Annotated in this window: 19 protein-coding genes; 13 read left to right on the top strand and 6 right to left on the bottom strand. The window is 65.2% G+C overall.

The window, feature by feature from the left end:
- Positions 1 to 3: 3 nt before the first annotated feature.
- Together HDG39_RS02825 and HDG39_RS02820 are read right to left on the bottom strand one after the other, a co-directional pair.
- Positions 4 to 1,374 (bottom strand): GTP-binding protein, encoded by a 1,371-nt coding sequence (locus HDG39_RS02825; protein ID WP_184003042.1) that lies wholly within the window; start codon positions 1,372 to 1,374, stop codon positions 4 to 6.
- A 145-nt stretch (positions 1,375 to 1,519) separates the two neighbouring features.
- On the bottom strand, positions 1,520 to 1,963 hold the full coding sequence (locus HDG39_RS02820) for a lytic transglycosylase domain-containing protein (protein ID WP_090802338.1): 444 nt from the start codon (positions 1,961 to 1,963) through the stop codon (positions 1,520 to 1,522).
- A gap of 496 nt (positions 1,964 to 2,459) precedes the next feature.
- Here HDG39_RS02820 and gspD point away from each other — a divergent pair, with 496 nt between their 5' ends.
- The 3 genes from gspD to gspF are packed head-to-tail and all read left to right on the top strand — an operon-like array spanning position 2,460 to position 7,592.
- A complete protein-coding gene (gene gspD, locus HDG39_RS02815; protein WP_184003040.1) occupies positions 2,460 to 4,853 on the top strand; it encodes a type II secretion system secretin GspD in 2,394 nt (797 codons plus the stop codon).
- On the top strand, positions 4,850 to 6,370 hold the full coding sequence (gene gspE / locus HDG39_RS02810) for a type II secretion system ATPase GspE (RefSeq protein ID WP_184003038.1): 1,521 nt from the start codon (positions 4,850 to 4,852) through the stop codon (positions 6,368 to 6,370). Before gspD ends, gspE begins: the two co-directional genes overlap by 4 nt.
- Positions 6,371 to 6,374: 4 nt before the next feature.
- The gene (gspF, locus tag HDG39_RS02805; protein ID WP_184003034.1) at positions 6,375 to 7,592 is read left to right on the top strand and encodes a type II secretion system inner membrane protein GspF; all 1,218 of its coding nucleotides are present in this window, start codon (positions 6,375 to 6,377) and stop codon (positions 7,590 to 7,592) included.
- 76 nt (positions 7,593 to 7,668) lie between these two features.
- Here the strand turns inward: gspF and HDG39_RS02800 are convergent, their stop codons facing one another.
- A complete protein-coding gene (locus HDG39_RS02800) occupies positions 7,669 to 8,082 on the bottom strand; it encodes a type II secretion system protein N (protein WP_184003032.1) in 414 nt (137 codons plus the stop codon).
- Between the two features lie 135 nt (positions 8,083 to 8,217).
- On the opposite strand from HDG39_RS02800, the gene gspG reads away from it, so the two are divergent.
- The 8 genes from gspG (at position 8,218) to HDG39_RS02760 (ending at position 14,338) form a co-directional block, all read left to right on the top strand.
- Entirely contained in the window at positions 8,218 to 8,682 is a 465-nt protein-coding gene (gspG, locus tag HDG39_RS02795; RefSeq protein ID WP_018418898.1) for a type II secretion system major pseudopilin GspG, read from the top strand.
- 231 nt (positions 8,683 to 8,913) lie between these two features.
- Positions 8,914 to 9,399 (top strand): GspH/FimT family pseudopilin, encoded by a 486-nt coding sequence (locus HDG39_RS02790; RefSeq protein WP_260327490.1) that lies wholly within the window; start codon positions 8,914 to 8,916, stop codon positions 9,397 to 9,399.
- Between the two features lie 52 nt (positions 9,400 to 9,451).
- On the top strand, positions 9,452 to 9,844 hold the full coding sequence (gene gspI / locus HDG39_RS02785) for a type II secretion system minor pseudopilin GspI (RefSeq protein ID WP_184003227.1): 393 nt from the start codon (positions 9,452 to 9,454) through the stop codon (positions 9,842 to 9,844).
- Entirely contained in the window at positions 9,822 to 10,496 is a 675-nt protein-coding gene (locus tag HDG39_RS02780; RefSeq protein ID WP_184003028.1) for a PulJ/GspJ family protein, read from the top strand. The genes gspI and HDG39_RS02780 overlap by 23 nt, the downstream gene beginning before the upstream one ends.
- Before the next feature lies 1 nt (position 10,497).
- A complete protein-coding gene (gene gspK / locus HDG39_RS02775; RefSeq protein ID WP_184003026.1) occupies positions 10,498 to 11,613 on the top strand; it encodes a type II secretion system minor pseudopilin GspK in 1,116 nt (371 codons plus the stop codon).
- Positions 11,614 to 11,641: 28 nt separating this feature from the next.
- A complete protein-coding gene (gene gspL / locus HDG39_RS02770; protein ID WP_184003024.1) occupies positions 11,642 to 13,030 on the top strand; it encodes a type II secretion system protein GspL in 1,389 nt (462 codons plus the stop codon).
- Positions 13,027 to 13,530 (top strand): type II secretion system protein M, encoded by a 504-nt coding sequence (locus HDG39_RS02765; protein WP_184003022.1) that lies wholly within the window; start codon positions 13,027 to 13,029, stop codon positions 13,528 to 13,530. The genes gspL and HDG39_RS02765 overlap by 4 nt, the downstream gene beginning before the upstream one ends.
- Before the next feature lie 28 nt (positions 13,531 to 13,558).
- The gene (locus HDG39_RS02760) at positions 13,559 to 14,338 is read left to right on the top strand and encodes a type II secretion system protein N (RefSeq protein WP_184003020.1); all 780 of its coding nucleotides are present in this window, start codon (positions 13,559 to 13,561) and stop codon (positions 14,336 to 14,338) included.
- A gap of 189 nt (positions 14,339 to 14,527) precedes the next feature.
- Here the strand turns inward: HDG39_RS02760 and HDG39_RS02755 are convergent, their stop codons facing one another.
- On the bottom strand, positions 14,528 to 16,087 hold the full coding sequence (locus HDG39_RS02755; protein WP_184003018.1) for an efflux transporter outer membrane subunit: 1,560 nt from the start codon (positions 16,085 to 16,087) through the stop codon (positions 14,528 to 14,530).
- Positions 16,088 to 16,869: 782 nt separating this feature from the next.
- On the opposite strand from HDG39_RS02755, the gene HDG39_RS02750 reads away from it, so the two are divergent.
- On the top strand, positions 16,870 to 17,376 hold the full coding sequence (locus HDG39_RS02750; protein ID WP_184003016.1) for a MarR family winged helix-turn-helix transcriptional regulator: 507 nt from the start codon (positions 16,870 to 16,872) through the stop codon (positions 17,374 to 17,376).
- 211 nt (positions 17,377 to 17,587) lie between these two features.
- Positions 17,588 to 19,150, top strand: coding sequence for a DHA2 family efflux MFS transporter permease subunit (locus HDG39_RS02745; protein WP_184003014.1), 1,563 nt, complete (start codon positions 17,588 to 17,590; stop codon positions 19,148 to 19,150).
- 51 nt (positions 19,151 to 19,201) lie between these two features.
- Here the strand turns inward: HDG39_RS02745 and HDG39_RS02740 are convergent, their stop codons facing one another.
- Complete coding sequence (locus HDG39_RS02740; RefSeq protein WP_184003012.1) at positions 19,202 to 19,717, bottom strand: hypothetical protein; 516 nt, start codon at positions 19,715 to 19,717, stop codon at positions 19,202 to 19,204.
- A gap of 223 nt (positions 19,718 to 19,940) precedes the next feature.
- Positions 19,941 to 21,557, bottom strand: a complete 1,617-nt coding sequence (gshA, locus tag HDG39_RS02735; protein ID WP_184003009.1) for a glutamate--cysteine ligase — start codon at positions 21,555 to 21,557, stop codon at positions 19,941 to 19,943.
- Positions 21,558 to 21,707 lie beyond the last annotated feature (150 nt).

The following is a 21,707-nucleotide window of genomic DNA, read 5'->3' as shown; positions in this document are numbered from 1 at the left end:
CGTTCAGTCATGACGATGTGCGTTCTCGCCGTGGTCATGTCCGTAATGTTCGCAGTCGTCGCCGTGCCCGTGATGATGATGGCCGCGATCATGATCATGATCATGATCGTGGTCATGATCGTGGTCATGATCGTGGTCGTCGAACTCCCACGCCGGGAACGGATCAGGGAACTGCTGCCAGGCTTGCGGCCCGAGCGCGTATTCGTCGTCGGTGAGCAGACAGGCGTCGAACTTCGCGCGCCAGATGGCGGGGTCGATATTCACGCCGATCAGCACGAACTCCTGACGACGATCGCCGATGCTGGTATCGTCCGGCGCGCCGTACCAGTCGGCGGCGATTTCGGCCGCCAGCTCCTCGTCGCCTGCCGGCCATTCGCTGCGATCCTGCGCGGCCCACCACATGCCCGCCGGACCGTGCCGGCAAGCGCCACCAGCCTGCGATAGCGAACCGCCAATATCGTTGCGCGTCGCGAGCCAGAAGAATCCCTTGCTACGCAGTACGCCCTTCCACTCCTGATGCAGCAGCTCCCACAGCCGCTGCGGATGAAACGGCCGGCGTGCGCGATAGACGAAATGGCCGACGCCGTATTCGTCGGCTTCGCTGCGATGCATGTGGCCGTGTTGACCGCCGTGCTCGTGCTCGAGTGCCGCGAGCCAGCCCGGCGCATTCGACGCTTCGTCGAAATCGAAGCGTCCGGTGTTCACGATCTGATCAAGCGGCACGTCGGCGAAGCGGCTCACGAGCTGCACCGCGCGCGGGTTCAGGCGTGCGAGGATGCGCTGCAAACGCGCGAGCTCGTCGGCGCTGACGAGATCGATCTTGTTCACGACGAGCACGTCACAAAACTCGATCTGCTCGATCAGCAATTCGACGATCGTACGGTCGTCGTCTTCGTCGACCGTGATGCCGCGTTCGGCGAGCGCGTCGGCCGACGCGTAATCGCGCAGGAAGTTGAACGCATCGACGATCGTGACCATCGTATCGAGCCGCGCGACGTCGCCAAGCGACGCGCCTTCGTGGCCCTCGAATGTGATGGTTTCGGCACTCGACATCGGCTCGGCGATGCCGCTCGATTCGATCACGAGGGCGTCGAAGCGATTTTCGCCGGCGAAGCGACGGATTTCGTTTTGCAGCTCGTCGCGCAGCGCGCAGCAGATACAGCCGTTCTTGAGTTCAACGACCTGCTCGTCGACGCTCGACAGGTCGGCCGCCTTGCGCACGAGCGTCGGCTCGATATTGACCGCGGCGAGATCGTCGACGATCGCGGCGACGCGCAAACCGGCGCGATTCGCAAGGATGTGATTCAGGAGCGTGGTCTTGCCGGCGCCCAGAAAACCGGAGAGCACGGTGATGGGCAATAGCGGCTGGTTCATCGCGGTACAGAATACGGGAGGATTGAAAGGCGTGCCGGGGGCGGGGCCAAATGGTCGGCGTCGCTGCGACGGCGCGACAGCAGCATGAAGCCGCATTGTGCATTAAAACGGGCGCAGCCTGCGCGAGCGACAGCGCTGGGGAAGCCTACTGCGCGGGCATCAACTTCCAGCGGCGCAGAATCGCGGCGATCTGTTGCGAGTATTTGTCCCGCAACGCCGGCGTCTCAGAGTGGTATGCTCCGACCGCCTGCCAGGTATTGCCGTACTTGTTCATCTGGCGGCGCAGATGCCACGCCGCGATATATACGTTCTTGCACGGCTCCATCAGCGTGCCCTGCGAGATCCCGTACTGGGCGAGCACCGGCAGATGCACCGAATTGATCTGCATCACACCGTAGTCGGTCGAGCCGTTCGCGTTCTTGTGCTGCGCATCCGGCCGGTTGTGCGACTCCTGCCACGCGATAGCCCGTAAAATCAATGGGTTGACCTTCTGATACTTTGCCGCTTCGTCGAAGCAGTCGGCGCGCGCGGAGCCGGCTGCGACTAGCAGCGCGAGCGTGGCGGCGACGGTGACGAGCGGACTTTTCATCGGTCAACAGGACTAGATAAACCCGAGGTAAGAATCGGTAAGGCAGTTTGCCGGCCGCATTTCGGCCGCAACGGCAAGCTGGCCGGGCATTTGTCGAGCATCGGGGAAAACCCGCGTCAGCAAACACATAGCAGTGAGTCGAACGGCTCGTATCATACCGGCAGTCCGACCTTCGTCAAGTTGGCTAACCGACATAAGACCGTACAAAGCCGGGTAATGGCGTCTGTGTACGGTGCCGTTAGCTTTCAATTTAACAACAACCCTGCGATTCCTTAAGGATTCGCATGGGGCCCTTTGTTTTGTTTCAAATCCGACATGAAAAGCTGTTACTGTTCGTTTTTTTCGGACGTCGGGACGCTGGTGCTCGAAGCGAAACTCGCTTTTGGGGCCGGCTCACAGACCGACCGGGCGGTGGCTTGCTGCCAGGTCCGCATCGCATGACCGTCGGTGGCAGAGGCTGCCGGCATCGATATCACATTCCATGAGAAGAAATTGTATGGCTTTGCGTCGCGTGGCAACGGCGCTGCTGGTGGCTGGACTGATCACCGCGCACACAGCACAGGCAGACGTGACACTCAACTTCGTCAACGCCGACATCGACCAGGTCGCCAAAGCGATCGGCGCGGCGACCGGCAAGACGATCATCGTCGATCCGCGGGTGAAGGGGCAACTGAACCTCGTGTCCGAAAACGCGGTACCCGAGGATCAGGCTCTCAAAACCCTGCAGTCCGCGCTGCGCATGCAGGGCTTCGCGCTCGTGCAGGATCACGGCGTGCTGAAAGTGGTGCCCGAGGCCGACGCCAAGCTGCAAGGCGTGCCGACGTACGTCGGCAACGCGCCGACGGCGCGCGGCGACCAGGTCGTCACGCAGGTCTTCACGCTGAGGAACGAATCGGCCAACAACCTGCTGCCGGTACTTCGTCCGCTGATTTCGCCGAACAACACCGTCGCGGCCTACCCCGCCAACAATACGATCGTCGTCACCGACTACGCCGACAACGTGCGGCGCATCGCGCAGATCATAGCGGGCATCGATAGCGCGGCAGGCCAGTCGGTGGCGGTCGTACCGCTGAAGAATGCGAATGCGATCGACATCGCGCAGCAGATGAACAAGATGCTCGATCCGGGCTCGATCGGCAGCACGGACGCGACGCTGAAGGTGTCGATCGCGTCGGATCCGCGCACCAACTCGCTACTGATGCGCGCGTCGAACACCGCACGTCTCGCGGCGGCAAAGGAGCTCGCGAAACAGCTCGACGTGCCGACCGCGATGCCGGGCAACATTCACGTCGTGCCGCTGCGCAACGCGGACGCGACCAAGCTCGCGCGCACGCTGCGCAGCATGCTCGGCAAGGGCGGCGGCGAAGGCTCGTCGGGCGGCTCGAACGAGGCGAACTCGTTCAACCAGAACAGCAGTGGTGGTGGCGGCGGGGGCGGTCTGTCGAACGCCAGCAATTCGACCGGCACGTCGGGCACGCCACCGTTGCCGTCAGGCGGACTCGGCGGCAGCTCGATGAACTCGCCGATGGGCGGCGGCGCCTCAGGCTCGAATAGTAGTAGTGGCGGCTTTCTCGGCGGAGAGAAGGAGAAGAGCGAAGACCAGGGCGGCGGCATGATCACGGCCGATCCCGCAACCAACTCGCTCATCATCACGGCGCCCGAAGCGACGTACCGCAACTTGCGCGCGGTGATCGACCAGCTCGATGCACGTCGCGCGCAGGTGTATATCGAGGCGCTGATCGTCGAGCTCAACTCGAATACGAGCGGCAACCTCGGGATTCAGTGGCAGGTCGCGAACGGTAACTTGTTTGCCGGTACCAACCTTGCGACTGGCTCGGGCAACAGCATCATCAACCTGACGGCGGCCGCGGCCGCTGCCGGCTCGACCGGCGGTCTCGCCACGGCGCTCGGCAACGGAGCCCTGCAGCAGGGCCTGAACGTTGGCTGGATTCACAACATTTTCGGCGTGCAGGGTCTCGGCGCGCTGCTGCAGGCGCTGTCACAGACTGCCGACGCGAACGTGCTGTCCACGCCGAACCTGATCACGCTCGATAACGAAGAAGCGAAGATTATCGTCGGTACCAACGTGCCGATCCAGACCGGTTCGTACTCGAACCTGACGAGCGGCACGACGAGCGCGGCGTTCAACACGTTCGACCGTGTCGACGTCGGTCTGACGCTGCACGTGAAGCCGCAGATTACCGACGGCGGCATCCTGAAGCTGCAGCTCTACACGGAAGATTCGGCGATCGTGAACGGTACGAACAACGCGGCGACGAACCCGGCGGGCCCGGAATTCACGAAGCGTTCGATCCAGTCGACCGTGCTGTGCGATAACGGCGAGATCATCGTGCTCGGCGGCCTGATGCAGGACAACTACCAGGTCAGCAACAGCAAGGTGCCGCTGCTCGGTGACATTCCGTGGCTGGGCCAGCTGTTCCGCTCCGAGCAGAAGACGCGCAACAAGACTAACCTCATGGTATTCCTGCGCCCGGTCATTCTCGCCGATCACGACACCACCCAGGCCGTCACGGCGAACCGCTACGACTACATCCAGGGCGTGCAGGGTGCGTACCGTTCGGACAACAACATCATGAAGGATCACGACGATCCGGTCGTGCCGCCGATGCCGCTAGGCCCGAGCCAGGGCGGTGTGCCGGCGCTGAACCTGTTCGATCTGAACCAGATGCGCCGCCAGCAGATGATGCCGCAGCAGGCACCGCAACAGGTGCCTCAACAGGTACCGCCGCAGGCCGTGCCGCAAGCCAACGCGCAGCCCACGACGCAACCCGTGCCGCAAACGATGCCGCAAACCGTGCCGCAACCGGCGGTCGTCAATCCGGCCAGCGGCGTGGTACCGAGCACGGTGTCGCCGGGAGCGCATCCGTGACGCAGGCGTCCGCGCAAACCGCGCCATCGCAAGGTCTGTTGAACGGCGACGCCGCCGGCGAGCGCGCGGCGCCCTCGCCGCTCGCCGCCCGGCTCGTGCCGTACGGTTTCGCGCGCAGCGGCCAGATCCTGGTCGCGCATCAGTATGCCGATAGTCTCGAAGTCTGGATCAGCGAGCGCACGAGCGAAGCCGCGCTTGCCGAAGTCGCGCGCAACTACGGCGCGGTATCGGTCGTGCGCGTGCCCGCCGACGATCTCGCGCAGGCGATCAACCAGGCCTATGCGCGCCAGGACGGCAGCGCCGCGCAGGTGGTCGGTGAAGTGGAAGGCGAAGTCGATCTATCGCGTCTGATGCAGGACATTCCCGAGGTCGAGGATCTGCTCGAATCGGAAGACGACGCGCCGATCATCCGCATGATCAACGCGCTGCTCACGCAAGCGGCGCGCGAACAAGCATCGGATATTCATATCGAGCCGTTCGAGAATGCGTCCGTGGTGCGCTTTCGCGTCGACGGCACGCTGCGCGACGTGGTGCGGCCGAAAAAAGCGCTGCACGGCGCGCTGATCTCGCGGATCAAGATCATGGCGCAGCTCGACATCGCGGAGAAACGTCTGCCGCAGGACGGCCGCATTACGCTGCGCGTCGGCGGTCGTCCGGTCGACGTGCGCGTATCGACGCTGCCGACCGGCCACGGCGAGCGCGCGGTGCTGCGGCTGCTTGAAAAAGACGCGGCGCGACTGAATCTCGAAGCGCTGGGCATGGCATCCGACACGCTCGGCAAGTTCGACAAGCTGATCGGCAAGCCGCACGGCATCGTGCTCGTGACGGGCCCGACCGGCTCCGGCAAGACCACGACGCTGTATGCGTCGATGTCGCGACTGGAGACGGCGACCACCAACATCATGACGGTGGAAGACCCGATCGAATATGACCTGTCCGGCATCGGCCAGACCCAGGTCAACGAGCGGATCGGCATGAGCTTCGCGCGCGCATTGCGCTCGATCCTCCGTCAGGACCCGGACATCATCATGATCGGTGAAATCCGCGACCTCGAAACCGCGCAGATCGCGGTGCAGGCCTCGCTGACCGGCCACCTGGTGCTCGCGACGCTGCACACGAACGACGCGGCATCCGCCGTCACGCGTCTGACCGACATGGGCGTCGAGCCGTATCTGCTGGCGTCGTCGCTGCTCGGCGTGCTCGCGCAGCGGCTGGTGCGGCGTCTGTGCCCGGTGTGCCGCGACGAGCGCACCGAGGAAGACGGCAGCAAGCGCTGGCATCCGGTCGGCTGCGACCGTTGTGGCCAATCCGGTTACGCGGGACGGCGCGGCGTCTACGAGCTGCTGCTGATCGATGAAACGATCCGTTCGCTGATCCACCGCAACGCGGCGGACGCCGAAATTCTCGAAGCGGGCCGCGCGCACGGCATGCGCACGCTGCGCGAGGATTCGGAGCGCTGGCTCGCATCGGGACTGACGTCGCTCGAAGAAGTGATTCGCGTGACGGGCGGAGCATAAGCGCATGCCGGCATTCCGTTTCGAAGCGATCGACGCGGCGGGCAAGGCACAAAAGGGCGTGCTCGACGCCGACAGTGCACGCGGCGCGCGGACCAACCTGCGCTCGCAGGGACTCACTCCGCTCGTCGTCGAACCGGCGGCGTCGCGTACGCGCGGCGAGCGCAATCAGCGGCTCGCGCTCGGGCGTCGTCTGTCGCAGCGCGAGCAGGCCATTCTGACGCGGCAGCTCGCGAGTCTGCTGATCGCGGGCCTGCCGCTCGACGAAGCGCTCGCGGTGCTCACCGAGCAGTCGGAGCGCGACTACATCCGCGAGCTGATGGCGGCGATTCGCGCCGAAGTGCTCGGCGGTCATTCGCTCGCGAATGCGCTGCAGCAGCATCCGAAGGACTTCCCCGAGATCTACCGGGCGCTCGTCGCGGCCGGCGAACACACGGGCAAGCTCGGCCTGGTGTTGTCGCGGCTCGCCGACTACATCGAGCAGCGCAATGCACTGAAGCAGAAGATCGTGCTGGCGTTCACGTATCCGACGATCGTCACGATCATCGCGTTCGGCATCGTCACGTTCCTGCTCAGCTATGTGGTGCCGCAGGTCGTCAACGTGTTCGCGAGCACCAAACAGCAATTGCCGTTTCTGACGATCGCGATGATGGCGCTGTCCGGCTTCGTGCGCCACTGGTGGTGGGCGATGCTGATCGGCGTGATCGTGATCGTCTATCTGGTTCGCGCGACGCTCAGGCAACCGGGCCCGCGGCTCGCCTTCGACCGCTGGCTGCTGACCGCGCCGCTGATCGGCAAGCTCGTGCGCGGCTATAACACGGTCCGCTTCGCTAGCACGCTCGGCATTCTGACCGCGGCGGGCGTGCCGATTCTGCGCGCGCTGCAAGCCGCGGCCGAAACGCTCAGCAACAATGCGATGCGCGAGAACATCGACGACGCGATCGTGCGAGTGCGCGAAGGTACGTCGCTGTCGCGCGCGCTCGGCAACACGAAGACGTTTCCGCCGGTGCTCGTGCACCTGATCCGCTCGGGCGAAGCGACCGGCGACGTGACGACGATGCTCGATCGCGCGGCCGATGGCGAAGCGCGCGAGCTGGAGCGTCGCACGATGTTCCTGACGAGCCTGCTGGAGCCGCTGCTGATTCTGGCGATGGGGGGCGTGGTGCTGGTGATCGTGCTCGCGGTGATGCTGCCGATCATCGAACTGAACAACCTCGTGCAGTAGTAGTCGTCGTAGCGCGAGGAAGGAAGAGAAAGGATTTGCGCGGCGTGCGGTATCAGCCGTGCAACCGCTTCGGGCTTCAGCGCACGTAAATGGTGGGACCGCTGGTGTTGGCGGGCAGGAAGATTTCCGAGTGGGCGCCGTTGCGGTCGATGATGATCGAGCGGGCGCGGACTTCGGAGAGCCTGGTGCCTTGCATCAGCGCGCTGCCGAGCGACACCGCGCGCGGCGGCTCGCCACCGACGCTGACGATCGCCGCGGCGCCTTCGCTCAACGCGAGGATGCCGAAGAGATGGATGTCCTGATTGACGTTGCGCGTGAGCTGTCCGCCGAACAGCGTCGCGGCCTGATCTGTCGAGACCTGCGCATGCGCTGCCGCAGCCGGCAACGGCGCGCCGGACATTGTGGTGAGCGTGATGACCCAGTAGGTCAGCGTCGCGCAGAAAGCGGCGAACAGCGCGAGCGACAGGAGGCGGATTTGGATGGCGTTCATGCGCACATTGTACGGACTATTGTGAAAATTGCGGTGGGTTGAAACCCTTCAACTGCATGACATTAAAATGACGGCCCGGTGTGTTCAATCTGATGACCCGGGCCGAAAATTTCACCTGAAAAGAGGTAGCAACCTATGCAACTGTCGACCATTCGCCGCGCTGACAACGCGGGTTCGCGCGGCCGTCGTCAACGCGGTTTCACGCTGATCGAAATCATGGTCGTGATCGCCATTCTCGGCATTCTCGCCGCGCTGATCGTGCCGAAGATCATGAGCCGTCCGGACGAAGCGCGGCGCGTCGCCGCGAAGCAGGACATCGGCACAGTGATGCAGGCGTTGAAGCTCTATCGCCTCGACAACGGCCGCTATCCGACCCAGGAGCAAGGCCTGCGCGCACTGATCGAAAAGCCGTCCACCGACCCGGTGCCGAACAACTGGAAGGACGGCGGCTATCTCGAGCGTCTGCCGAACGATCCGTGGGGCAATTCGTATCAGTACCTGAATCCGGGCGTGCACGGCGAGATCGATGTGTTCAGCTACGGCGCCGATGGCAAACCGGGCGGCGAAGGCAACGACTCCGACGTCGGGTCCTGGCAATGAACAGGCTGAACCTGGCATCCCGCCAGTCTCGATGATGTTCATGCACGCGCCCTCCTTGCCACCGGTTCGGCCGCTTGTTTCGCCAGGCGCCCTGCCCGCCACGCCGTTATGTTCGCGGCGCGTGCAAGTGTGCATGCTTCACCGATGCATTGCTGTATGAATTTCCGTTGATCGTCGATGGCCGGCACTATGCGCACGTCCGCTTGCAAGTCCCGTGTGGACACCCCGTGTATGGCTTCGCGGCCGCGCTCCCGACTGCTCCGCCGCCGCGCGGCAGGCTTCACGCTGCTCGAAATGATGGTCGTGCTCGTGATCGCGGGCCTGCTCGTGTCGCTGACCGCGGTCACGATGACCCGCAATCCGCGCACCGATCTGAACGAGGAAGCGCAGCGTCTCGCGCTGCTGTTCGAATCGGCTGGCGATGAAGCGCAGGTGCGCGCGCGGCCGATCGCGTGGCAGCCGTTCGAGGGCGGCTTCCGTTTCGATCAGCGCACCCAGGACGGCTGGCGTCCGCTGCGCGACGATCTGCTCGGACCGCGTCAGTGGGAAGGCGGCGTGACCAGTGTCGCGATCAGTTACCCGGGCTCGGATTCGCACGCCGATCGCATCGTGTTCGGTACCGAGGCGATCGACGTGCCGGTGCAGGTCACGTTGTTTTCGGCGGCCGGCCAGGCGACGATCGTCGGTACCGGCAATGGCCGCTACGAGGTGCGCTGAGATGCGGATGCTTCGCTATGGCAGGTCGGTCCGTGCCCCTTCCCTCTTCACGATGCGCGATGTCGGGTGCCGCAAGGAGCGCGGCTTCACGATGATCGAGGTGCTGGTCGCGCTCGCCATCATCGCGGTCGCGCTTGCCGCGTCGCTGCGCGCGGTCGGCAGTCTCGCGAGCGGCGAAGCCGATCTGCACCGGCGTCTGCTCGCCGGCTGGAGCGCGGACAACGCGCTCGCGGATCTTCATCTGAAGCATGCATGGCCCAACATCGGCTCAACGAGCTTCGATTGCTCGCAAGGCAATCTGCAACTGCGCTGTACCGAGCATGTGACGGCGACGCCGAATCCGGTGTTTCGCCGTGTCGAAGTGATGGTGACGATGCCTGGGCAGTCCGGCAATCTCGCGCAGATGGTCACGGTGGTCGCGAATGAAAACAACCGCTCGCTGTGAGCGCCGCCGCCGTTATGGCGAGCGCGGCTTCACGCTGATCGAACTGCTGGTCGCGATCGCGATCCTCGCGGTGATCGCCGTGCTGTCATGGCGCGGGCTCGATCAGATCATCCGCGGCCGCACGACGATCACGAACGCGATGGAAGACGAACGCGTGTTCGCGCAGCTGTTCGATCAGATGCGCATCGATGCGCGCCAGGCCGCCAGCGACGACGAATCCAGCCAGGCCGCGGTCTCGGTGTCCGGCAACGCGCTGCAGATCGTGCGGCACATGGTGCTGCCGGCCACCGCGCCGCGTCTGCAGGTGGTGCGCTATCAGATCTCGAACGGCCGCGTGGTGCGCTACGCGTCGCCGCCGCTCGGCAACGTCGGCGAATTGCGGCGCGCGTTGCACGGCAGCGACGAAGGCTGGAGCGCGGTGCCGCTGATGGCTGGCGTCGGCTCGATCTCGGCGCGCATGTACGTGCCGAAGCTCGGCTGGACCATACGGATGAACGACGTACAAACCGCGATGAACGAGGCCGTCAACAACCTGAAGGTGCCGCAGCTCGGCAACGCGCCGATGCCACGCTCGGTGACGGGGCTCGAGGTCAGCATCGGCGCAACATCGCTCGCGCGACCGGTCACGCGCGTTTTTCTGGTCGGAGAATGACATGACGTTCTCCTCGTCGTCGTCGAAAAAACCGGCATCCGTTTCGCGCGTGGCCGGCGCGCGGGAGCGCGGTGCGGCCATCATCAGCGCGCTGCTCGTGGTCGCGCTGTCGGCGATCCTCGTATCCGGCATGTTGTGGCGCCAGCAGGTACAAATCCGGCGCATCGAGAATCAGCGGCTGTTGTCGCAGGCGCAATGGGTCGCGCGTGGCGCGCTGGACTGGACCCGGCTGATTCTGCGCTCCGAAGGCGATACGTCGGCTGGCATCACGTATCTGGGAGGCTTGTGGGGCGTGCCGATCGCGAAAACCCGGCTGTCGGATTTTCTCGGCCAGATTGGCGAGGTACGCGCTGAACAAGGCGCGGCCACCTACCTGTCAGGCTCGATCGAGGACGCGCAGTCCCGATTCAATCTGCGCAATCTGGTCGCAAGTCCGGCGCCCGGCGTGACGCAAATCAGCGCCGAGCAGATGGCCGCGTATCAGCGCCTGCTGGTGTCGCTCGGCCTGAGCGGGCAGCTCGCCAAAGTGACCGCGCTGCACGTGCGCGCGGGGCTGTCGCAATCGGCGACGCGCTTTCAGACCGGGACGTCGATCAGCAGCACGCCGCAGGTGGGCGGCGGCGGCGGTATGACGGGCGGCAACTTCACGAACCAGCCCGGCATCGAGGACGGCGACGACAATGTGGCGGTCGCGCCGCTGCTGATGACGAGCGTCGATTCGCTGCTCGACATTCCGGGCTACACGCCGGAGATCGTCGCGAAGCTGCGGCCGTTCGTCACCGTGCTGCCTACGACCACCGCGATCAACATGAACACCGCGTCGGCCGAAGTGATCGCGGCGGTTGTGCCGGGCATGACCGTGTCGCAGGCGCAAGCACTCGTCGCGCGGCGCCAGACCGTGTTTTTCCGCAACGTCGGCGACGTGCAGCTCGCGCTGACCGCAGCCGGTGTGCAATCGGTGTCGATCGATCCGAATCAGTTCGACGTCAATTCGAGCTACTTTTTAGTCCACGGCAGTGTGCAGCACGAGCGCGCCGAAGTGGATCGCACGACGCTCGTCTATCGCGATCCACTGACTCACACCACGCGTATCGTGCGGGTACAAGACCAACTGTGAACAACGCAATCCATAGAGAGAGTGGCCTTTGAGCACGCTGATCGTCCTATTGCCGCCGCGTGATCCGGCGGTGCCCTCGCAGGAATGGCAACTGCCCGAGCTGCCGTTCGTGCTGCTCGACAAGACGGGGCGCACGCAGCGCGCCGGCCGCTCGGCGCTCGCGCTGCTGCCGCGCGCCGGCACGACGGTGCTGATGCTCGCCGCGCGCGACCTGCTGCTGATGCCCGCGACGCTGCCGCCGCTGCGTGGCCCGAAGCTGCGCCAGGCGCTGCCCAATATCGTCGAAGATCAACTGATTCAGGACCCGCAGACCTGCCATATCGCGGTCGATCCGCAGGGTCTTGGTGAGGGTCGGCACCTGCTCGCGGTCATTGATCGCGGCTGGTTCCGTTTCATCTATGAGGCGTTCACGGCGGCCGGTCATCGCAGTCTGCGCGCGGTGCCGGTCACGCGTTGCCTGCCGCTGGCGCCGGTGACCGAAATTGCCGCGAACGCCGATGAAACAGCCGAAGCGCGCGAGCCGGCGATGGCCGGCGCGGCGAGCGTCGCGCCGGTGGTCGCGCCCGTAGCGCCGTCCGTCGTGCCGATGGTGGCCGCGGTGCTCGGTGCGGTCGTGCAGACCGCACCCGCGCTGCTCATCGAAGGCGCGGTCGACAGCGGCGTGCCGCGCGTAGAACTGGCGATTGCACGCGGTGTCCAGGGCGAGGGTTTCGCGGCGCCGGCCGATGCGGTGAACGCGACGCTGTCCGCGCTAGCGGGTGCGGCGCCGGTGTCGCTGTACATGCTGACCGAGGTGCCCGGCAACGAGCCGAACCAATCCACGACGAGTCCCGCGCGGCTCGCCTCGCATATTCACGGCGCGAGTCCGCTGCCGTTCGAGCAGCTCGCGCGGCGCGCGCTCGAGTGCCGCTTCGACCTGTGCCAGTTCGAATTCGCGTCGCAGCCGTGGCGTCTCGATCGCGCGACGCTGCGGCGTCTGCGTCTGCCGATCGTGCTCGCGGTCGCCGCGCTCGTCGTCGCGATCATCGGCGCGAACGTGCAGTGGCTGATGCTTGCGCGTCAGCGAGACGCGATCAACACGCAGATGACGGAGCTGCTGCTCAACACGTTCCCGAAGACGACCGTCGTACTCGACGCGCCCGGTCAGATGGCGCGTCAAGTGCAACAGCTGCGCGTGGCGGCGGGCGAGCTGTCGCCGGAGGATTTCCTGTCGCTCGCCGACGGCCTCGCGCGCTCGCTGTCGCCGCTGCCGGTCAACGGCATTGCCGCGCTCGACTATCACGAGCACCGCCTGGACGTGACCTTCAAACCCGCGGTCAAGGTCGACCCCGACTTCGCCAAGCGCCTCGCGCGCAACGGCCTCACCGGCGCGATCGACAGCAGTACCGGCAAGTGGACCATCAGGAACGGACAATGAAAGCTGAACTCGCTCAAACATGGGCTGGCTTCTGGGACCAGCGCACCGATCGCGAAAAGGCGCTGCTGACGTGGGGCGGCGCCGCGCTCGCCGTGGCGATTGCCTGGTCGGTGCTGTGGGCGCCCGCGCAGGACGGCCGCGCGCACCTGCGTGAATCGCTGCCGAGCCTGCAGCGGCAGCTCGCGCAGATGACCGCGCAGTCGAACGAGGCGCGCTCGCTGTCGGCGGCCGCGCAAGGTGTCGCGCCGACCGGCGCGGCGCTGAAGGACGCGCTTTCCGCATCGCTCGGCGAACATGGCCTCGCCGCGACGCAGGTGCAGTTCGTCGGCAACGCGGTGCAGGTGCAAATGAAAAACGTGGCGTTTCCGGCCTGGACCGCGTGGGTCGATGACGTGCGCAAGCAGTTCAAGGTGCAGGTCTCCGAGGCGCACATCACCGCGTTGAAAGACGACGGCCAGGTCGATCTGACGGTCGCGCTGCAACCGTCGACCGCGAAATAGCAACGCCCCGCTCGCTACAGGATCTCGCATGAATTACTGGATGTGGCGCCTGCGTGCGGCGCTGCCGTGGCTGGTGGTCGCCGTTTTGTCGGTGGCGGCCGTGACGCTCGCGTTACTGCCGGCCGCCTGGATTACGCCGCAGTTCGCGCGGCAAACGCACGGGCACGTCAATCTCGTCGACGCCGAGGGCTCGCTGTGGCACGGCTCGGCGACCGTGATGCTGGCCGCCGGCGCCGATATGAGCGCGGCGACGCTGCTGCCTGGTCGGGTCGAATGGCGCACGGCGTTCTGGCCGCTTTTCACCGGACGCGTGCGCATGGTCATGCGCCATAGCGAGGCGATGCCCGACCCGGTCACGGTCGAAGCGACGCCGCGCGGCGCAACCGTCACGCCAGGCGTGCTCGCGGTGCCGGCGTCGCTGCTCGTGGGGCTTGGCGCGCCATTCAACACGCTCGATCTGCAGGGCAACGTGCAGCTGTCGTGGTCCGACTGGCGCAGTTTCAACGGCGAAGCGTTCGGCCAGCTGACGATGATGCTCGACGACGTCAGCTCGCGGGTGTCGCTCGTGAAGCCGCTCGGGTCGTACCGGGTCAGGTTTCAGGCGCAGGGTACGTCGTCGGCGCTCGATCTGAGCACGATCAAGGGTCCGTTGACGCTGACCGGCAGCGGCACGGTGTCGGCCGCATCGACGTCGTTTCGTGGCACGGCGAGCGCCGCGCCGGAACAGCACGATAACCTCGCCGGCCTGCTGAATCTGCTTGGCCGGCCTAGCGGGCCGGATACGGTGGCGCTGACGTTCGTGCACTGAGGTGTGGCTGACGTGCGCTGATGTGTGCCGAGGCGCGTGTTTCGCGCGCGTGGCGCGACGAAAAAAGAGGCATGGCCGCGAGTTGCGACCATGCCTCTTCTGTTTTGTGGCGTTGCTGCGCGGCGAGCGCAGCGGACATTATTTGCTCTGCACCCGCGCCTGCGGCGCGTCTGTGCCCGACGCGGTGCTCTATGCGATGGACGCCGCGCCGATTGACGTGGCCGCAGCCGTCGGCGCCGATGCGGGCAGCGGCGCGGGCGCCGCGGCATCGCCGGTCTCGCGATTCATCTGCGACGCGTCCCAGCCGCCGCCGAGCGCCTTCACGAGCCCCACCGACGACACCATCCGCTGCCCGGCGATATTCTCGAGCTTCTGTTCGGCCGTGAACGCCGTGGTCTGCGCGGTCAGCACATTGACGAAGCCGACCGTACCCGCCTTGTACTCGTTCGTCACGATGGCGAGCGCCTGGCGCGCCGAGTTGACCGCCTGCCGCTGCACGACGATTTCCTGTTCGAGGATGCGCAGCGATGCGAGGTTGTCCTCGACGTCCTGGAACGCGGCGAGCACCGTCTGCCGATAGGTCGCGACATCCGCGTCATAGGTGGCACGCGCGGCCTCGGTTTGCGCTTTGCGCAGGCCGGCGTCGAAGATCGTCCCGGCCAGTTGCGGGCCGAGCGTCCAGAAGCGCGACGGCAACGTCAACAATTGCGAGAACACCGAGTTCTCGAAGCCGCCGGTCGCCGACAGCGTCAGCGACGGGAAGAAGGCGGCGATCGCCACGCCGATCTGCTCGTTCGCCGCCGCGGCCTTGCGTTCCGCCGATGCGATATCCGGCCTGCGTTCGAGCAGCGCGGACGGCATCTGCGCAGGCACGGCGGGCGGTGTCGCGGTGAGCGGCATCGGCGGCAGGGAGAACATCGACGGGGGCACGCCGACCAGCACCGCGATAGCGTGCTCGTCCTGCGCGCGCTGGATGCCGTTGTCGATCGCGGCGGCCTGCGCCGATTGCAGCTGCGTTTGCGCCTGGATCACGTCCGAGCGCGCGGCGACGCCGGCCGCGTACTGATTCTGCGTGAGTTGCAGCGAGCGCTGATAGGCGATCACGGTGTCGTCGAGCAGCTTCTGCGTTGAGTCGAGCGCGCGCAGCAGGAAGTAGGTCTGCGCGAGCGTGGCCTGGGCGGACAGGCGCGCGTTCGCGAGGTCGGCGGCCGCGCCCTGCTGGCCGGCTTTCTGCGCATTGACCGAGCGCGTGACCGAGCCCCACAGGTCGGGCTCCCAGCTCGCCGTCATCTGGACGTTGAAGCTGTTGGTGATGCCCTCGCGACTGGTCGCCGTAGTCGCATTGCCACTGCTTTGCGTGCCGTTGCCCGAGCGCGTCGCGCCCGCCGAAGCACCGATCGTCGGGAAGTACGCTGCCCGCGCTTCGCCGACGAGCGCGCGCGCCTGCCGGTAGCTCGCGGCGAATTGCGCGATGGTCTGGTTCGCGGTGTTGAGCCTGTCTTCGAGTTCGTTGAGCTTCGGGTCTTCGTAGATCGCCCACCAGTCGCCGCGGTCGTGTTGATCGGCGGGTTCGGCGACCTTCCAGCCGGGTGCGGCTTCCTTGAACGACGCGGGGATCTCGGTGGCCGGCCGCTGATAGTTCGGGCCGACCGCGCAGGCGGCCAGGAGCGTCGCGCAGGCCGCGCTCACGGCAAGGGATAGGACGCGCGGCGCAAGCGCCCGCGCGCGCGAGATTCGATCAGACTGCATGCAATGAATTCCTTCTGGACGCCGCGGCGCGGCCGGGAATGGCGCCACCGGCCGGGCGAGATCGTGGTCTGCCGGAATGTTAGCGTATGAGCCCGCGCGAGCGCGGGAAACTGAAAGCCGAAAGGTTAATGCGAGGCGGTGCGCAGGTGTGTTACTTGCGGTGACGCGATGGTTACGCGTTGTTACCGGCGGCGCGAGGGGCTGCGGGTTCGCGCTGGTTCAGATGGCGAGACGAAGCGAAACTGTGTGCCGAAAAGCGCGCTGCGAATCGGTGCACCCTCAGAGTCGCGATTCCGTGGATTGGGGCTGCTGGCGTTGACGTTGACGCTGCCTTTCCTCGCCCGCTTCGTCCCCCCTTCGATGCGCGGCCCACGCGAGCAACGCGACACCAACCGACCCACCCGGCAGCACGAACAGTCCCGCAAACAGCGCGAGCTTCCACCAGCGATGCCGGCCCTGGAAGCCATGGAGTGCGGAATCAGTGAGCGGCTGAGGCCGCCAAGCGTGTTTTTGAGGTACAGCATCGGTGAAATCCTTTGGCGCGCGTCGCGAGGCGTGCGGCGTGCGGTCGATCGGTCAGAACATGGTCTCGAATGGCGCAGGATGCGCAAAACTCATTGCTTGTCATAATATTGACTATGCAATCAAATTTCAAGATACTGTGCGGCGCGGATGATTCGACTGTTGTATTTCGGTTGGCCTCGTTGCGCACCGCAAAATGCGGTTTGACTTGTCTGCTTAGGCAGCTAAACTTTGTCTTGCCTGGATGTTGCGGATACCCCATGACTGATGGCCCCTATAAAGCGGACGAGGTCGAGCTCACGAGCAGTCTCGGCTACTACCTGACGAAAGCGCGCAACGTGCTGGTCGAGCGCACGGACCGTGCGGTCAAGCCGCTCGGGCTCACCGCGCAGCAGATCGGCGTGATTCTGATGCTGTCGTCGCGGCGCGCGAGCACGCCATTCGAGCTCTCGCGCGCGATGTCGTACGACAGCGGCTCGATGACGCGTCTGCTCGACCGGCTGGAAAAGAAGGGCTTCGTCGTGCGCACGCGCAGCAGCGACGACCGACGCATGGTGAAACTTGAGCTGACGCCGCAGGGCCAGGAGGCCGCGCGCCAGTTGCCGAACCTCGGCGCAACTGTGCTGAACGACCAGTTGCGCGGCTTTACCGCCGAGGAGCACGCGACGCTGATTCACCTGCTCGCCCGTTTCATCGCAAACGGTCCCGAGGGAGATGCCGACGTGGGTTGCGGCCCGGCGCCACCGCCAGACGAGCCGCCGGGATGAGCCGAAGCATGTGTCAAACAACGGTCGTCGTCGGATGGCGACGGCGCGTCATCACGAAGTACTAGCAGGACAATCACGAGGCGCTTTTCCAAGGCGTCATTGTCATCAGATATCTGTCTGGGCAGAGGGTGATGCGGCATGCAAGCATCGTGTCTGAAACACGCGATAAGGCTGCCGTGACAAGCTTTCGCCGCCTGAGGAGAACAAACCTATGGATGCCACGGCTTCCAACGCCACGCTGCCCGCAGCAGAACTCGCCCCGCTCCAGGGCGGCACGCTCGCGCTGCTTACCGTCGGCCTTGCGCTCGGCACCTTCATGGAGGTGCTCGACACCTCGATCGCGAACGTCGCGGTGCCCACCATTTCCGGCAGCCTCGGCGTTGCCGCAAGCCAGGGTACCTGGGTGATCTCGTCGTACTCGGTCGCCTCGGCGATCGCCGTGCCGCTGACCGGCTGGCTCGCGCGACGCGTCGGCGAGGTACGACTCTTCACGCTGTCCGTGCTGCTGTTCACGATCGCGTCGGCGGCCTGCGGTTTCGCGCATAACTTCGAATCGCTGATCGCCTTCCGGCTCGTGCAAGGGCTCGTGTCCGGGCCGATGGTGCCGCTGTCGCAGACGATCCTGATGCGCTCCTACCCGCCCGCCAAACGTGGACTCGCGCTCGGCTTATGGGCGATGACCGTGATCTGCGCGCCGATCTTCGGCCCGGTGATGGGCGGCTACATCACCGATAACTTCACGTGGCCGTGGATCTTCTACATCAACGTGCCGATCGGCCTGTTCTCGGCATTCTGCGCGTATCTGCTGCTGCGTGGCCGCGAGACGCAGACGACGCGCCAGCGCATCGACGCGGTGGGTCTCGTGCTGCTCGTGACCGGCGTGTCGTGCCTGCAGATGATGCTCGACCTCGGCAAGGACCGCGACTGGTTCAACTCGACGTTCATCGTGGCGCTCGCCGTGATCGCGCTCGTGTCGATCGCGTTCCTGCTCGTGTGGGAGTTGACGGAGAAAGAGCCGATCGTCGACCTGTCGCTGTTCAAGGATCGCAACTTCGCGCTCGGCGTCGTGATCATCTCGTTCGGCTTCATGGCGTTCTTCGGCTCGGTGGTGATCTTCCCGCTATGGCTGCAAACGGTGATGGGCTACACGGCCGGCCTTGCGGGTCTCGCCACGGCACCGGTCGGATTGCTCGCGCTGTTTCTGTCGCCGATGATCGGCAAGAACATGCATCGGCTGAATCTGCGCATGGTCGCGAGCTTCGCGTTCATCGTTTTCGCGATCGTATCGATCTGGAACTCGACGTTCACGCTCGACGTACCGTTCGGCCACGTGATCCTGCCGCGGCTCGTGCAGGGGATCGGCGTCGCCTGCTTCTTCGTGCCGATGACGACGATCACGCTGTCGAGCGTGTCCGACGAGCGTCTTGCAAGCGCGTCGGGTTTGTCGAATTTTTTCCGCACGTTGTCGGGCGCGATCGGCACCGCGATCAGCACGACGTTCTGGGAAAACGACACGATCTATCACCACGCGATGCTTGCAGATACGGTCAACACGTATTCGGCGAACACCAACGCCTATACGAATGCGCTGGCGGGCGCCGGGCTGTCCGGCGACAGCCTGACCGCGCAGCTGAACCAGGTGGTGACGAGTCAGGCGTACATGATGGCCACCAACGACTTCTTCCGCATCTCGGGCGCGGCGTTTATCGTGCTGGCGGTGCTCGTGTGGATCACGAAGCCGCGCGAAGGCACCGGGCCTTCATTAGGACACTGAAGCAAATGCGCGGCAGCGGCGAATGCATCGCGGCTGCGGCCACCGCTCGATCTATTGCGACATCGCCTCGCCATTCGGCAGCCTGGTCGTGTTACGGGGCATCGTCTCCGGATGCGTCGCATCGGGCGCGTTCTGCGATGGCGTCGCGCTGCCTTGCGGCGCGCTGGCGCCTGTGCCCGCGGTGCCTCTCACATACTGCTTGAAATCCGCACCGGCTTCCCACGGATTCGGCTTGCAGCCGAGCGAGCTGTCGCAATGCGCCGAAAAGCCGATCGTGGTGGTGCCATCGGGACCTGCGGCGCGCGTGATCTGAAACGCGAGCGCGCGCGTGCCGCCGTCCGGGCCGGCGGTCTGGATCAGCGAGTCGTTAGCGGTCTCGATCTTGTACTTCGAATGACTCGCGACCCACGTTTGCGCTCGTTGCCACCAGAGGTCGCATTCGGCCTTGTTCGAACACGTCAACGGCCTGGTCGCGATCTGCATGACATCGGGATCGACCTGACCCTGGGTCGAGCATGCCGTCGCAGCCACGAGACAAAGCGCGGCCAACAGAGCTTTGTTCTTCACGTCGATACCTCCCCTGTGGAGCACGTCATAACATTTTGGACCACCCCATCGAAGCGGTGTTTCACCCAGATCAGAGAATCGCGACGTCGCGCGGAGTATTTGCCGATTCCGCGGACGCCTGAAGAGCTCAATCCGTAGAGGTTACCTGCGCGTTACTCGGGGCAAAGAAAAAGCGGCCACGCGGGCCGCTTGAAGCACTTCCGAAATGCTGTGGTCCGAACGCTCAGACGCTGAAGCGATTGAGCGTATAGGCCCGATACGCAGCGACGAACGCATCGAACGAACCAACCTCGTCGCGTTCGAGCTTCGCCTGTTCGTCGAGCGATCGCACCGCGAGGTCGGCAAACGCCTTGGACTGCGCGGCATCGAGCGGACGTGCACGGAAGTACGCGGCGTGCGCTTCGCTTTGCGCGAGGCCGAACGCGAGGAAGCTTTGCTGCTGGTCGCGCATCGTTTGCAGCACGCGCGCCGATGGCGTCAGCGACACGTCCGCGAGCTTCGCGCGTTGCGCGGCGACCGCACGCGCGTGTTCGTCGCCGCCCTTCAGGCTGTCGAGCACGGCCGCAGCGGCGTCGATTTTCACGAGCAGTTCGTCGGCCCAGTCGATCATCGCGACCGGCTTGCCGTCGCGAACCAGTTCGAGGCCTGGCTTGCGACCTTCCATCGTCACGCGGCCGAAGTTCTGGTTCGCTTCGGTGTACGCGGGCGGAGGCAGGGGCGCGCTGTCGTCGAGCGCGCACACGAGCAGGTACGCGTCGAGAAAGCGCGATGTTTCGAGCGAAATGCCGGTCGGCTCGAACGGATCGATGTCCATGCAACGCACTTCGACGTATTGCACGCCGCGCGCGGCGAGCGCGTGCAACGGCCGCTCACCCGGATACGTGACGCGCTTCGGACGAATCGTCGAATAGAACTCGTTTTCGATCTGCAGCACGTTGGTGTTGATCTGCACCCACTCGCCGTCGCGTTGCGTGCCGATCTGCTCGTAGGCGGGATACGGCTGGCTCACGGCTTTCGCGAGCGCGTCGAGATAGCCGGGCAGCGTGTCGTAGTCGGCGTGCAGCGCGGCTTGCGCGGTCGTGTTCGAATAGCCGAGATCGCTCATGCGCAGGCTGGTCGCATACGGGCGGTACAACGTGTCGGCGTCGAACGTGTCGAGCGTGTGTTTGCGATCGCGGAGAAAGCGCCGATCGAGCGCCGGCGACGCGCCGAACAGATACATCAGCAGCCAGTTCGTGCGGCGGAAATTGCGGATCAGCGCGAGGTAGCGGTCGGACTGGAAGTCGACGGCGTTCGCGGTGGATTGCTGATCGGCGTGCAGCAGGCGCCACACGTCTTCGCTCAGCGAATAGTTGTAGTGGATGCCCGCGATGCACTGCATCGTGCGGCCATAGCGCAGCGCGAGGCCGACGCGGTACACGTACTTCAGCTTGCCGATGTTCGAGGTGCCGTAGTGCGCGATCGGAATGCCATCGTCGGTGGCGGGCAACAGTCCCGGCATCGAGTTGTTCCACAGGATCTCGTCGCCGAGCTCCGCGTAGACGAAACGATGCAGCACGTCGAGTTGCGCGAGGGTTTCGGCGGCGTCCTGCTCAGCCGGCGTGATCAGCTCGAGCAGCGCCTCGGAGTAGTCGGTCGTCAGCGACGGGTGCGTGAGCGCCGAGCCGAGCGCGCGCGGATGCGGCGTCATCGCGAGCTGGCCATTGCGTGTCACGCGCAGGCTTTCCCTTTCGATGCCGCGCAGGCCGCGTATCAGCACATCGCGATGCGGGCTCGAGTCGAGCACGGACAGGCGGTGCGAAAGCGCGTCGGTCGTGCCGGAGGGTGTGGTGTTTGGCATTGATGCAAGTCGCGCGTTGCCGGTCGCCGTGTATCGCCGGACGATTCACAGACGGTATAGCGGCTGACAACGTTCGGCGGAATTTTCAGTAGCGGGCACTTTAACATCTCGCCGGAACCGCTGCTTGCGGCCGCTTCGCCGGAGTTTCAG

It is taken from the genome of Paraburkholderia lebeckiae (assembly GCF_014201005.1).
Classification (GTDB): domain Bacteria; phylum Pseudomonadota; class Gammaproteobacteria; order Burkholderiales; family Burkholderiaceae; genus Paraburkholderia; species Paraburkholderia tuberum.
This window is presented reverse-complemented; position numbering and strand designations above follow the sequence as displayed.